The sequence below is a fragment of the Mesorhizobium sp. M1428 genome (assembly GCF_040317515.1).
Lineage (GTDB): Bacteria > Pseudomonadota > Alphaproteobacteria > Rhizobiales > Rhizobiaceae > Mesorhizobium.
Genome location: NZ_JAMYKT010000003.1, coordinates 302,110 through 314,099 on the forward strand (window position 1 = coordinate 302,110; position 11,990 = coordinate 314,099).

The window sequence follows — 11,990 nt, forward strand, 5'->3', positions numbered from 1 at the left end:
CTCAGGATCGCTCGATTGGCACAGCCCGTTGTGGACGGGCTATCGGCGAACAGCTTTAGCGGTTGCGAAAGGCGGGTTCCATGGCCACTTTCACATGCCACCAATTCGAGAGCTGAATTCATGTGCGGACGCTTTGCTTTGACAGCCACTCCGGACCAGACCGCCGCCTTTCTCGGCCTGGCGGAACTTGAGGAGTTTCCGGCCCGCTACAACATCGCGCCGACGCAGCCGATGCTGGTGGCGCTCGCCGGATTGCCGCAGGCGCCGGGCTCGAACCTGCCCGACCGCCGCTCGATGCTGGTGCGCTGGGGCCTGATCCCGGCCTGGGTCAAGGATACGCGTAACTTCCCGCTGCTGTTCAACGCGCGTTCTGAGGGGGCTTCGGAAAAGGCGTCGTTTCGCGTTGCCATGCGCCATCGCCGCGCCCTGGTGCCGGCTTCGGGATTCTACGAATGGCACCAAACCGGTGGCAGAAGAGGGCAGCCCTATTGGGTGCGGCCACGGCGTGGCGGGCTTGTCGCCTTCGCCGGGCTGATTGAGACCTATGCCGAGCCGAGCGGCTCGGAAATGGACACCGGCGCCATTCTGACCGCCCACGCCAATGCCGATACTGCCCATATCCACGACCGCATGCCGGTGGTGATCCATCCCAAGGATTTCGCGCGCTGGCTGGATTGCCGCACGCTCGAGCCGCGCGATGTGGCCGATCTGCTGAGACCCGCCCAGCCCGATTTCTTCGAAGCGATCCCGGTTTCCGACCTCGTCAACAAGGTCGCCAATACCGGGCCGGAGATTCAGGAGAAGGGCGTCGTCGAGCCTGAGCCCGAGAAGGTCAAGCGCCAGAAGTCCGGCGCGAGCGACAGTCAGATGAGTTTATTTTAGCCAAAGCTACTATTACTGGTTCGCCGTGAGCGCCTCAATCTTTTCCCGACGGCATTGTCAGGCAGCGCGCGGCGAAACGATCTTCTGCGCCGGCTTCTTCTTCTTCGCGGTGTGCAGAAGAGCTGCGACGATTGCTGCCGGGCCGATCGCCCGGTAGTGGCTGGCGAGCGCCGGTTGCTTGGCGCGGTTGGATTCTTGCTTAGGCATTGTTCTCTTCCCTGGTAACGTCTTCGTGTCTGCGTTTGCTGGCCGAATCCGACCAAATCGTGACGCTTGCTGATCTAGCCGGCGAAAGTTTCATGACAGTGCCGACCTGTTTAATAAAATGTTTCAACGGCTCAATTCCTGTGAGCCAACGATATTTTTGGCGAAGGTAGCGACTTGACGGCAACACCGGGCAAGGCGATAAAGCCGGCCATGAGAACGTCTTTCGCCATTTGTGGCATTTGCATTATCGGCTAGCCTCGCGCTGGTCCTGGACGTTTTCGCCTCATCTCCTCCCAGATTGGACAAACGCCCCGGCCAGCAGGCTGGACCCCGATTTGCGCCTCGGCGTAACCGACTCCATCCAGAGCACGATCCCAAAAAGATCATGCCAAAGTACGCACCGGGAACGCACGTATGTCTGACGCATCGAAGAGCCTGCGCCTCTACAACACGCTAACGCGGAGCAAGGAGGATTTCTTCCCGATCGATCCGCGCAACGTGCGCATGTATGTCTGCGGCCCGACGGTCTATGACTTCGCCCATATCGGCAATGCGCGGCCGGTGATCGTCTTCGACGTGCTGTTCCGTTTGCTGCGCCATCTCTACGGGCAAGCGCACGTCACTTACGTCCGCAACATTACGGACGTCGACGACAAGATCAACGCCCGCGCACTGCGCGATTTCGGCGGCGAGATCGCCTCTGGCAAGCTGTCGCTGAACGAAGCGATCAGGCGGGTCACCGAAAAGACCGCCGACCAGTTCCACAAGGACGTTGCGGCGCTCGGTTGCCTGGAACCGACGGTCGAGCCGCGCGCCACCGAGTTCGTCGAGCCCAGGCCCGACGGCAAGGTCGACATGATCTTCTTGATTCAGCGCTTGATCGAACGCGGCCATGCCTATGTCGCGGCTGGAGAAGTCCTGTTCGACACCGCTTCCATGCCGGATTATGGGCAGTTGTCGAAGCGCAATCTCGACGAGCAGCAGGCCGGCGCCCGCGTCGCCGTCGATACGCACAAGAAAAACCCGCAGGATTTCGTGCTGTGGAAATTGTCTTCGCCCGAGGAACCGGGCTGGGACAGCCCGTGGGGCAGGGGTCGGCCCGGCTGGCACATCGAGTGCTCGGCGATGTCGGCCGCCTATCTTGGCGAGGTGTTCGACATCCACGGCGGTGGTCTCGACCTGATCTTTCCGCACCACGAGAACGAGATCGCGCAGTCGCGTTGCGCCCACGGCACCGAAACGATGGCCAAGGTGTGGATGCACAACGGCTTCCTGCAGGTCGAGGGCCAGAAGATGTCCAAGAGCCTGGGCAATTTCTATTCGATCACCGAATTGCTGGAGACGGATACCTTTGGCGGCCGCAAATGGCCGGGCGAGGTGCTCAGGCTGGCGATGCTGATGACGCACTATCGCGAGCCGATCGACTTTTCCGTGCGCAAGCTGGAAGAGGCGGAGAATACGCTGCGCAAATGGAAGCGGGCGGCCGATCTGGCGCCGCCGACGGCAAAGCTGGTGCCGGCGGATGTGATCGAAGCGCTGTCGGATGACCTTGCCACCTATGCCGCATTCCAGTTGCTGACGCAGTTGGCTGGCGATGCTGTTGATTTCAACGCTGGTAGCGGCAACGCAGCCGCCGAAGACAACGATGCTGCCGCTTCACTGAAGGCATCGCTGTTGTTCCTCGGCTTCGATGTCGAAACAGCCAAGGTGGATGAAGAAGCCATTGCCAAGGCGATCGCCAAACGCCTCGCGTTGATCGCCGCCAAGAACTGGGCCGAGGCCGACCGCATCCGCGACGAGTTGCTGGCGCAAGGCATCCAGTTGAAGGACGGCAAGGACCCCATCACCGGCGAACGCATCACCACCTGGGAGGTAAAACGATGATCGATCATCTCGGCATCACCGTTTCAGATTTCGACGTGTCGAAGGCTTTTTACGACAGGGCGATGGCGCCGCTCGGCGCCTCGCTGCTTTACATGGTGCCGCAGGAATATACCGGCGGCGCCAAGGTCGGCGGCTACGGCCGCGACCGGCCGGTGTTTTGGCTGCATGCCGGCAAGGACAAGCCGAAGGATCATCAGCATGTCGCTTTCACCGCGCGCAGCCGCGCCGAGGTCGATGCCTTTCACGCAGCGGCGATCGCCGCCGGCGGCAAGGACAATGGCGGGCCGGGCCTGCGACCGCACTACCACCCCAACTATTACGCTGCCTTCGTCTTCGATCCCGACGGCAACAATGTCGAGGCGGTCTGCCATGCTCCGGAGTAATGCGCGATGAGCCTCGACAACAAACCAGTGTATTCAGGCGGCTGCCAGTGCGGCGCGGTGCGCTTCCGCGTCGAAGGCGCGCTGGGCGATGCTTCCGTCTGCCATTGCCGCATGTGCCAGAAGGCGAGCGGCAATTTCTACCTGCCGCTGGTCTCTGTGCGCGGCGCAAGGCTCGACTGGACGCGCGGTGAGCCCAAACGCTTCCGCTCGTCCAACGCGGCTTTGCGCGGTTTCTGCGCCGAATGCGGCACGCCGCTGACCTTCGAAGCGCCCGACGGCGTGGCGCTCGCCATCGCCACATTCGACCACCCCGAGGAGATCGCGCCGACCATCCAATGGGGTGTCGAAGCCAAGCTCCCCTACGTAGATCACGTCCACGAATTGCCCGGTGAGGAGACAATGGCCGACGTTTCGTCTGCCTCCTATCTCGCCGATCTCGTCTCCTACCAACATCCCGACCACGACACCGAACAATGGCCGCTGGAGGAAAAATCATGACCGAAACCGTTCGTACCGGCGGCTGCCAATGCGGCGCCGTTCGCTTCCGCATCCACGGGGCGCTCGGCCGGCCGTCCATTTGTCATTGCCGCATGTGCCAGAAACAGTTCGGGTCGTTTTTCGGCGCGCTGGTGACAGTGCCGAGCGACGGCGTCGAATGGGTGCGCGAGGAGCCGAGTTACTTTCAGTCGTCGGTCAACATCGATCGCGGCTTCTGCGCCCGCTGCGGCACACCGCTGACCTACCGCCAGCCCGGTGCGCTGGAGATCGCCATCGGCGCCTTCGACGACCGTTCCGATCTGGCGCCGCAGATCCAGGTCAACTACGCCGCGAGGCTGCCTTGGGTCGAGACGATCTTCGACGCGCCGATCCATGACGACCCGGATTTCTACGCGCGACAGGAATCCATCATCTCCTTCCAGCATCCCGATCACGAGACGGCCAACTGGCCGCAGCAGGGCCTGAAATTATGAGCAGCGACTTCCGTACCCTCTATCCCGAGATCGAGGCTTTCGAGTCCGGCATGCTCGACGTTGGCGATGGCCATCAGGTTTATTGGGAGCGCTCCGGCACCCGCGGTGCCAAGCCGGCTGTATTCCTGCATGGCGGGCCGGGCGGCTCCATTTCGCCAAAGCACCGGCGGCTGTTCGATCCGAAGCTGTACGATGTCATCCTATTCGACCAGCGCGGCTGCGGAAAATCGACGCCCAATGCCTCGCTTGAAGCCAACACCACCTGGCATCTGGTCGCCGACATCGAGCGCCTGCGAAGAATGTGCGGCTTCGATAAATGGCTGGTGTTCGGCGGCTCGTGGGGTTCGACGTTGGCGCTGGCCTATGCCGAGACCCACCCCGAGCGGGTCAGCGAACTGGTCGTGCGCGGCATCTATACGCTGACCCGCGCCGAACTCGAATGGTACTACCAGTTCGGCGTGTCAGAGATGTTCCCCGATAAGTGGGAGCGGTTTCTGGCGCCGATCCCCGAGGCCGAGCGCGGCGACATGATGGCCGCCTACCGCAAACGGCTGGTCGGCAGCGATCCTGTGGCGCAGGTCGAGGCCGCCCGCGCCTGGAGCCTGTGGGAGGGCGAGACGATCACGCTGCTGCCGGAACCGGAAACCAGTGGTCCCTTCGGCCAGGATGATTATGCCCTGGCTTTCGCCCGCATCGAGAACCACTATTTCGTCCATGCCGGCTGGCTGGAAGAGGGACAGCTGCTGCGCGATGCATGGAAGCTTAAGGATATCCCGGGTACCATCGTTCACGGCCGCTACGACATGCCGTGCCCGGCGCGCTATGCCTGGGCGCTGCACCAGGCGTGGCCGAAAGCGGATTTCCATCTGATCGAAGGCGCCGGCCACGCCTATTCGGAGCCGGGCATCCTCGACAGGCTGATCCGCGCAACGGACATGTTTGCCGGGAAATGACCATGGCTCGCGAGCGCCTTTATCTGTTCGACACCACGCTGCGCGATGGTCAGCAGACGCCGGGTATCGATTTTTCCGTCGAGGACAAGATCGCCATCGCCAAGCTGCTCGACGAGTTCGGCATCGACTACGTCGAGGGCGGCTACCCCGGCGCCAATCCAACCGACACCACCTTCTTTGCCGAGCGTCGCACGGCCGATGCCAAGTTCGTTGCCTTTGGCATGACCAAACGAGCAGGAGTGTCGATTTCGAACGATCCTGGGCTTGCCGCGCTGGTCCAGTCGAAGTCGGACGCCATCTGCTTCGTCGCCAAGAGTTGGGACTACCATGTCCGCGTCGCGCTCGGCTGCACCAATGAGGAGAACCTCGAGGCGATCAAGGCCTCGGTCGAGGCGGCGCTCACGGCCGGCAAGGAGGCGATGGTCGACTGCGAGCATTTCTTCGACGGCTTCAAGGCCAACCCCGATTATGCGCTGGCCTGCGCCAGGACGGCCTACGATGCCGGCGCGCGCTGGGTGGTGCTGTGCGACACCAATGGCGGCACGCAGCCCTCCGAGGTGCGCGCCATCATCGAAAAGGTGATCGCGGCCGGCATACCGGGCGACCATCTCGGCATCCACGCCCATGACGACACCGGCCAGGCGGTGGCGAATTCGCTTGCCGCCGTGGAGGCCGGCGTGCGCCAGATCCAGGGCACGCTGAACGGCATTGGCGAGCGCTGCGGCAACGCCAACCTGATCTCGATCGTGCCGACATTGGCGTTGAAGCCGGCCTTTTCCCGCCGCTTTGCTACAGGCATTTCGGCAGAGACGTTGACCGGTATATCGCGCCTGTCCCGCGCCTTCGACGAGTTGCTGAACCGCGCGCCCGAAGCGCAGGCGCCCTATGTCGGGGCCTCCGCTTTCGCCACCAAGGCCGGCATCCATGCCTCGGCGCTCGCCAAGGAGCCGGCGACCTACGAGCATGTGCCGCCAGAGACTGTCGGCAACCGCCGCCGTGTCATGGTTTCGGACCAGGGTGGCAAGGCCAATTTCCTGGCCGAGCTGAAGCGGCGCGGCATCGACATGCCCCGGGATGACCATCGCCTCGACGCTCTGATCGCTGTAGTCAAGGAACGTGAGGCGGAGGGCTACGCTTACGAAGGCGCCGACGCCAGCTTCGAGCTTCTGGCGCGCAAGATGCTGCACGGCCTGCCGGAATTCTTCCGCGTCACCTCGTTCCGCTGCATGGTCGAGCGCCGTTTCGACGCCAACGGCCAGCTGAAGACGGTCTCGGAGGCGATCGTGAAAGTGCTGGTCGAGGGCGAGGAGAAGATGTCGGTCGCCGAAGGCCATGGCCCGGTCAACGCACTCGACATTGCGCTGCGCAAGGATCTCGGCAAATTCCAGAGCGAGATCGCCGATCTCGAGCTGGCCGACTTCAAGGTGCGTATCCTCAATGGCGGCACCGAGGCGATCACCCGCGTGCTGATCGAATCGCATGACGGCACCGGCGCGCGCTGGTGGACGGTCGGCGTCTCCGAAAACATCATCGATGCTTCGTTCCAGGCGCTGATGGATTCGATCGTCTACAAGCTGATGAAGAACCGCGACATGGCGGGATTGGTAGCGGCGGAGTAGCGTTGAACCATCAGCGAGACTCCATTGATCCATCTGCAATTTGCGATGGTTTTGGGCAAGCCGCTGGCGCATAGCCTTGGGCCATGATTACCCAAGCACTTCAAATCGAGGCCGACACCAAGGCTCGTCGCGGCTTTCTCCTGGCGCTCGGCGCCTATCTCCTGTGGGGGCTGCTGCCCTTCTATATGAAGGCTGTCGTGCATCTGCCTCTGGCCGAGGTCATCGCCCACCGCGTCGTCTGGTCGGTGCCGATCGCGGCCGCTGTCCTGGTCTGGGCCGGCCGCACTGCCGATTTCAAAGCGGCAGTTCGTTCGCCGCGCATCATTTCGATGGCGGTGCTGACGGCGGCGCTGATCTCGGTCAACTGGGGCACCTATGTCTGGGCGATCGCAGTCGACCGCACCATCGAGACCGCGCTCGGCTACTACATCAACCCGCTGGTCAGCGTCGTTGTCGGCGCTCTGCTGCTCGGCGAGCGGCTCGACCGCCTGCAGATCGCGGCGGTGGTGCTGGCGGCAATCGCGGTCGCGGTGCTGACCATCGACGCCGGCAATCTGCCCTGGGTGTCGCTGGTGCTGGCCTTTTCCTTTGCCGCCTATGGCTTCTTCCGCAAGACGCTGCCGATCGGTCCGAGCCAGGGCTTCCTGCTTGAAGTGCTGCTGCTGTCGGTGCCGGCACTCGGCTACATCATCTTCCTGATCGCCACAGGACAGGATCATTTCGTCTCCAGCTCGCTGAACGACACCGCCTTGCTGATCGGCTGCGGCCCGGTCACCGCCGTGCCGCTGCTGTTGTTTGCATTCGGCGCCAGGCTGCTGCGCCTCTCCACCATCGGCATCATGCAGTATATCGCGCCGACAATCGTCTTTTTGATCGCGGTGCTGATTTTCGGCGAACCGTTCGGCAGCGTTCAGGCCATAGCCTTCGGGCTGATCTGGGCGGCGCTGGCGATGTACTCCTGGTCGATGTTTTCTACGGCGCGCAAGACCGTTGCCGCATCCGCTCGAGCCGCCTAACGAAGAAAGGCGGCTGGCCGGTCTTAATGCCGGCAGCCGCGTCTTTCGCGAGCGCTCAGCGCTTCGGCCCAAAGCCGGGATATGGCTGCAGCGGCACGACGGCGGCAATATCCATCATGCCGGCCTTGACCAGCGGTAAAGTTGCGAGATGGTTGCGCACATCGGCATCGCTGCCGGCTTCGAACATCATGCCGCTGCCGGGAATGTCGCCCCGATTCCACACCTGACGCACGGCGCCTTCGGCATAGAGCGTGCGGCGCTGCTCGGCCTCGCCAGGCAGCAGCGGCGCGAAATCGTCGTCGGTAAACTTTTCGGTGTTGCGCGCAAGAAGGGCAAAGAACTGCATCGGAATCTCCTGATGTTGGCCGTTGGAATGGCGGAAATATTCGCTTCGGCTGGCCAGACAGTCCAAGACTGATTAGGCTAAAGTTGAGACCTCACGGGACTTGAGTATCGAAGCAACAATGTTCGACCTGCGCCAGCTTCGCTATTTCATCACGGTGGCCGAAACCGGCAACGTCGGGCGTGCCGCCGAATTGCTGCACATCTCGCAGTCGCCGCTCAGCCGTCAGATCATTCAGCTGGAGGAGCAGCTGGGCGTCGCACTGTTCGAGAGGGCGAGGCAGCGTGTTCATCTCAATGCCGAGGGCCGCGCTTTTCTTGCCGAGGCGCGTGCGCTGCTGGCCCATGCAAGACGGCTGGAGGAGCTCGGCCGCAATCTCGCCGGTGGTACGGTCGGCCGTCTCGCCATCGGCTATGTAGAAGGTGCGGTCCATGCCGGGCTTGTCGCTCGGATGCTGCGCCAGTTTCGCCGCGACCGGCCCGAATTTCATCTTCAACTGAAGGGTCAGCGTTCCGCCGGCCAGATCGAAGCGCTGCGCGAACGATCGCTCGATCTGGGCCTCGTCTACACGCCTCCTTCTGCCGATGATCCCGACATCGCCGCCATGCTCATCATGCGCGAGCCGCTGGTTCTGGCGATGCCTAAAGGCGATTCATTGGCCGAAATCGCGGAGATACTGCCGCAGCAACTGGACGGCCGTAGCTGGATCACGGTGGTGCGCCAGCCTGACGACACCAACCGCAGCCAATTTCTCGCCGCCTGTGCGAAGGCCGGCTTCCTGCCCGACATTGCCTATGAGACGACCGATCCGTTGACGTCGTTGGGCTTGGTCAGCGCCGGGCTTGGGCTGGCGACGGTGCAGGCCAGCCTGCGGAGTGCCGCGCCGCCTCAGATCGTGTTTCGCGATCTGCCGTGGTTCGAACGCACCGTCTCGATCCATCTCGCCTGGCGGCGTCAGGACAAGCGCGCGGTCATTGCGGACTTAAGGAAGGCGGTAGGGAAAGAGTGAATAGTGAATAGTGAATAGTCAGTAGTCAGTAGTCAGTTGCCGATTCGGAAGGTCTTGTACTTCGCTATTCACTAGTCACCATTCACTCTACATCTTATCAATCACCGACTGCACGCCCTCCGTCGGTGCATCGACGGAGGATCCCGCCACCATGATAGCGGCGACGATTGCTTCCGGATCCTCGACCACCAGCGGCTTGACCCGTTGCGCCGTGTGGATGAAGCCCTCCGTTGCCATGTGGTCGAGCAACGCCAGCATCGGATCCCAGAAGCCCCCGACGTTGCCGAAGACGATCGGCTTGCGGTGATGGCCGAGCTGCGCCCAAGTCATGATCTCGACGATCTCCTCGACGGTGCCGATGCCGCCGGGCAACGCCACAAAGGCGTCGGATTTCTCGAACATCCTGTGTTTGCGCTCGTGCATGTTGTCGGTGATGACGAGCTCGTCGAGCCGGTTAAGCGCGGTTTCGGTCGCCTCCCGGTTGATCAGAAAACGTGGAATTATGCCGGTTACCTTGCCGCCGGCCTTTAACGCCCCTTCAGCGACGGCACCCATGATACCTTTAGTGCCGCCGCCATAAATCAGACGCAGGCCGGACTTGGCGATCGAGCGGCCAAGCAGGTGTCCGGCCTTGATATAGGTTTCATCTCGGCCCGGGGACGAGCCGCAATAGACGCAGACAGATCGAATCTTGTTCATGTTATGATTGGTGATAGGGACTATTGGCATGGTCAAGCCCTGGGGCGGGCTTTTTCTTGTCGGCTTTGGCAAAACAGGCTAGACCGAAATTAGGTGGCTAAGGGGCAGGGAAACATGGCAATTAATCCGTTGAAGGCGTTTTTGTTCGCGGCTGGCGGCTCTGTCGCCGCGGCGGGAACCGCCTATGTATCGGGCGCACTCGACCCGTATCTCAATCTTACCCGGCCTGCGGAGGTCGCGGCGCTGACGCCGCCGGCTTCGAAACCGGCCGCTCCGGCGACCGAGGGCCGGCTGCCGCCTGCGCCCGCCGCGTCCACCGATGCCGCAGCGCCCGCCGCGCCGGCCGCAGCAGGTGCAATCGTGCCGACCTTCGACATCGTGCGCGTCGAAAGCAACGGCTCGATCGTCGTCGCCGGCAATGCGGCGCCCAACGCCAAGATCGAGATTCTCAACGGTTCGGCTGTGCTCGGCTCGACGGTCGCCGGCCCCGACGGCGCCTTTGCCATTATTCTCGACGATCCGCTGAAGCCCGGCGACTATACGATCACGCTGCGCTCGACGGCTGGCAATGTCGTGACCGCCTCGGCGCAGACCGCCGTCGTTTCGATCCCCCAGAATTCCACCGGCCAGGTGCTGGCAATGGTCGAGGAGCCGGGCAAGCCGTCCGAACTGCTCACTGTTCCGGCCCCTGAGGCAAAATCTGACGCCTCGCCGCCTATCGGCGAACAGGCGGCCGTTCAACCACCCGCCACCGGCACCGAATTGCCGGCTGCCGCAGCGCCGGCGGCTGATGTTCCAGCAGCGCCTGCTCCTGCCGCGCCGGCCGCTGTTGAAGCCGCGCCGGCGGCTCCGGCAGGACCCGCCACAGCGGCAGCGCCCTCTACTCCCGCGGTGGAGCCGAAGATCGTCGTCGAAGCTGTCGAAATCGACGGCAACAAGACTTTCGTTGCCGGCCTCGCCGATCCCGGCCGCAAGGTGCGTGCCTATGCCAACGATATCCTGCTCGGTGACGCGAAGACCTCGCCCGACCGCCACTTCCTGGTCGAAGCGACACGCGACATTCCGGTCGGCACCTACACCATTCATGTCGACGCGCTCGACGCCGACGGGGTGACTGTGGTGGCTCGTGCCGCCGTGCCGTTCGAGCGCGAGCCGGGCGAGGCGGTTGCCGCCGTCGCGCCCGCCGAGCCGAATGCTCCGGCGACCGAAGCCGCACCGGCAACGGCCGCCGAAACGCCCGCAACTGCCCCCACTCCTACAACCGAGGCCCCGGCCGAAATGGCCGCCACAACGCCTTCGGGCGAAACCCCCGAGACCGTGGCTCCAAAGCTCGAACATGCCGATGGCGCAGTCATTATCCGCCGCCATGACACGCTGTGGCGGATTTCGCGGCGGGTCTATGGCCAGGGCATGCGCTACTCGACCATCTATCTCGCCAACCAGGACCAGATCAGCAATCCGAACCGCATCTGGCCGGGGCAGGTGTTCAAGGTGCCGGAGAAATCGAAGGAAGGCGAGCCCGCCGATCTCAAGGCAATGGGCGACCAGATGACGACGGCGCCAGCCAAGGCCGAGTAGCGTTCTGCCCATCAGGATAGCTTGCGGCAGGGCCAGTCATCGTTTATCGCCGATGGACGATGACCGAATCCCCCCTCGTAACGGACCGCCGCCGCGCGGCAGATGAACGCGCGCCGGCCAACTGCATGCCGGCCGACTGTACGCCGGATAGCCGCGCTGTCGCTGTCCGGCTCGCAGCCCTTTCGCATCCGGCGCGGATCGAAATTCTCAAACACCTTTCCGCAAGCCGTTCCTGCTGCTGTCGCGAGGTTGTCGAGCATCTCGACCTGGCGCAGTCCACTGTTTCCCAGCATTTGAAGATCCTGGTCGAGGCCGGGCTGATCCGCTTCGAGCCTGACCGCCAGCGCTCGCGCTATGAACTCGACTGCGCCGCGCTCGCCGATGTTTCGGCATCGCTGGCCGCGCTGGTCGATTCCTGCTGCTCCGGCCGCTAAAATCATAAAGGT

At 63.1% G+C, this 11,990-nt stretch carries 14 protein-coding genes; 11 read left to right on the plus strand and 3 right to left on the minus strand.

Going from position 1 to position 11,990, the window contains the following annotated elements; genetic code table 11:
* Positions 1-120 precede the first annotated feature (120 nt).
* Positions 121-882, plus strand: a complete 762-nt coding sequence (locus tag NKG60_RS06640; RefSeq protein WP_352974561.1) for an SOS response-associated peptidase — start codon at positions 121-123, stop codon at positions 880-882.
* 57 nt (positions 883-939) lie between these two features.
* Here the strand turns inward: NKG60_RS06640 and NKG60_RS06645 are convergent, their stop codons facing one another.
* Entirely contained in the window at positions 940-1,089 is a 150-nt protein-coding gene (locus NKG60_RS06645) for a hypothetical protein (RefSeq protein ID WP_023677745.1), read from the minus strand.
* A 414-nt stretch (positions 1,090-1,503) separates the two neighbouring features.
* On the opposite strand from NKG60_RS06645, the gene cysS reads away from it, so the two are divergent.
* From cysS to rarD, 7 genes are all read left to right on the plus strand, one after another.
* Complete coding sequence (gene cysS, locus NKG60_RS06650) at positions 1,504-2,973, plus strand: cysteine--tRNA ligase (RefSeq protein ID WP_352974564.1); 1,470 nt, start codon at positions 1,504-1,506, stop codon at positions 2,971-2,973.
* A complete protein-coding gene (locus tag NKG60_RS06655; protein ID WP_352862650.1) occupies positions 2,970-3,356 on the plus strand; it encodes a VOC family protein in 387 nt (128 codons plus the stop codon). The genes cysS and NKG60_RS06655 overlap by 4 nt, the downstream gene beginning before the upstream one ends.
* A gap of 6 nt (positions 3,357-3,362) precedes the next feature.
* Positions 3,363-3,854 (plus strand): GFA family protein, encoded by a 492-nt coding sequence (locus NKG60_RS06660; RefSeq protein ID WP_352667293.1) that lies wholly within the window; start codon positions 3,363-3,365, stop codon positions 3,852-3,854.
* Complete coding sequence (locus NKG60_RS06665) at positions 3,851-4,327, plus strand: GFA family protein (protein WP_352448982.1); 477 nt, start codon at positions 3,851-3,853, stop codon at positions 4,325-4,327. The genes NKG60_RS06660 and NKG60_RS06665 overlap by 4 nt, the downstream gene beginning before the upstream one ends.
* Positions 4,324-5,280, plus strand: a complete 957-nt coding sequence (pip, locus tag NKG60_RS06670; protein WP_352974567.1) for a prolyl aminopeptidase — start codon at positions 4,324-4,326, stop codon at positions 5,278-5,280. Before NKG60_RS06665 ends, pip begins: the two co-directional genes overlap by 4 nt.
* Complete coding sequence (gene cimA, locus NKG60_RS06675; RefSeq protein WP_352974570.1) at positions 5,277-6,899, plus strand: citramalate synthase; 1,623 nt, start codon at positions 5,277-5,279, stop codon at positions 6,897-6,899. The genes pip and cimA overlap by 4 nt, the downstream gene beginning before the upstream one ends.
* A gap of 83 nt (positions 6,900-6,982) precedes the next feature.
* A complete protein-coding gene (gene rarD / locus NKG60_RS06680) occupies positions 6,983-7,915 on the plus strand; it encodes an EamA family transporter RarD (protein ID WP_352974573.1) in 933 nt (310 codons plus the stop codon).
* Between the two features lie 55 nt (positions 7,916-7,970).
* On the opposite strand, the gene NKG60_RS06685 is transcribed toward rarD, so the two are convergent.
* Complete coding sequence (locus NKG60_RS06685) at positions 7,971-8,261, minus strand: muconolactone Delta-isomerase family protein (RefSeq protein WP_352974575.1); 291 nt, start codon at positions 8,259-8,261, stop codon at positions 7,971-7,973.
* 118 nt (positions 8,262-8,379) lie between these two features.
* Between NKG60_RS06685 and NKG60_RS06690 the strand changes: the two genes are divergently transcribed.
* On the plus strand, positions 8,380-9,267 hold the full coding sequence (locus tag NKG60_RS06690; RefSeq protein WP_352974577.1) for a LysR family transcriptional regulator: 888 nt from the start codon (positions 8,380-8,382) through the stop codon (positions 9,265-9,267).
* A gap of 87 nt (positions 9,268-9,354) precedes the next feature.
* On the opposite strand, the gene NKG60_RS06695 is transcribed toward NKG60_RS06690, so the two are convergent.
* The gene (locus tag NKG60_RS06695) at positions 9,355-9,966 is read right to left on the minus strand and encodes an LOG family protein (protein WP_352974579.1); all 612 of its coding nucleotides are present in this window, start codon (positions 9,964-9,966) and stop codon (positions 9,355-9,357) included.
* A gap of 114 nt (positions 9,967-10,080) precedes the next feature.
* Here NKG60_RS06695 and NKG60_RS06700 point away from each other — a divergent pair, with 114 nt between their 5' ends.
* Both NKG60_RS06700 and NKG60_RS06705 read left to right on the plus strand, forming a co-directional pair.
* The gene (locus tag NKG60_RS06700) at positions 10,081-11,544 is read left to right on the plus strand and encodes a LysM peptidoglycan-binding domain-containing protein (protein ID WP_352974581.1); all 1,464 of its coding nucleotides are present in this window, start codon (positions 10,081-10,083) and stop codon (positions 11,542-11,544) included.
* Positions 11,545-11,603: 59 nt separating this feature from the next.
* Positions 11,604-11,978 carry an ArsR/SmtB family transcription factor gene (locus tag NKG60_RS06705; RefSeq protein WP_502912298.1) on the plus strand — a complete coding sequence of 125 codons (375 nt, stop codon included), beginning with the start codon at positions 11,604-11,606 and terminating at the stop codon, positions 11,976-11,978.
* Positions 11,979-11,990: the final 12 nt, after the last annotated feature.

Coding starts and splice junctions, on each gene's coding strand:
- NKG60_RS06640 (WP_352974561.1), top strand. CDS start 121: ATGTGCGGACGCTTTGCTTTGACAGCCACTCCGGACCAGACCGCCGCC.
- NKG60_RS06645 (WP_023677745.1), bottom strand. CDS start 1,089: ATGCCTAAGCAAGAATCCAACCGCGCCAAGCAACCGGCGCTCGCCAGC.
- cysS (WP_352974564.1), top strand. CDS start 1,504: ATGTCTGACGCATCGAAGAGCCTGCGCCTCTACAACACGCTAACGCGG.
- NKG60_RS06655 (WP_352862650.1), top strand. CDS start 2,970: ATGATCGATCATCTCGGCATCACCGTTTCAGATTTCGACGTGTCGAAG.
- NKG60_RS06660 (WP_352667293.1), top strand. CDS start 3,363: ATGAGCCTCGACAACAAACCAGTGTATTCAGGCGGCTGCCAGTGCGGC.
- NKG60_RS06665 (WP_352448982.1), top strand. CDS start 3,851: ATGACCGAAACCGTTCGTACCGGCGGCTGCCAATGCGGCGCCGTTCGC.
- pip (WP_352974567.1), top strand. CDS start 4,324: ATGAGCAGCGACTTCCGTACCCTCTATCCCGAGATCGAGGCTTTCGAG.
- cimA (WP_352974570.1), top strand. CDS start 5,277: ATGACCATGGCTCGCGAGCGCCTTTATCTGTTCGACACCACGCTGCGC.
- rarD (WP_352974573.1), top strand. CDS start 6,983: ATGATTACCCAAGCACTTCAAATCGAGGCCGACACCAAGGCTCGTCGC.
- NKG60_RS06685 (WP_352974575.1), bottom strand. CDS start 8,261: ATGCAGTTCTTTGCCCTTCTTGCGCGCAACACCGAAAAGTTTACCGAC.
- NKG60_RS06690 (WP_352974577.1), top strand. CDS start 8,380: ATGTTCGACCTGCGCCAGCTTCGCTATTTCATCACGGTGGCCGAAACC.
- NKG60_RS06695 (WP_352974579.1), bottom strand. CDS start 9,966: ATGAACAAGATTCGATCTGTCTGCGTCTATTGCGGCTCGTCCCCGGGC.
- NKG60_RS06700 (WP_352974581.1), top strand. CDS start 10,081: ATGGCAATTAATCCGTTGAAGGCGTTTTTGTTCGCGGCTGGCGGCTCT.
- NKG60_RS06705 (WP_502912298.1), top strand. CDS start 11,604: ATGACCGAATCCCCCCTCGTAACGGACCGCCGCCGCGCGGCAGATGAA.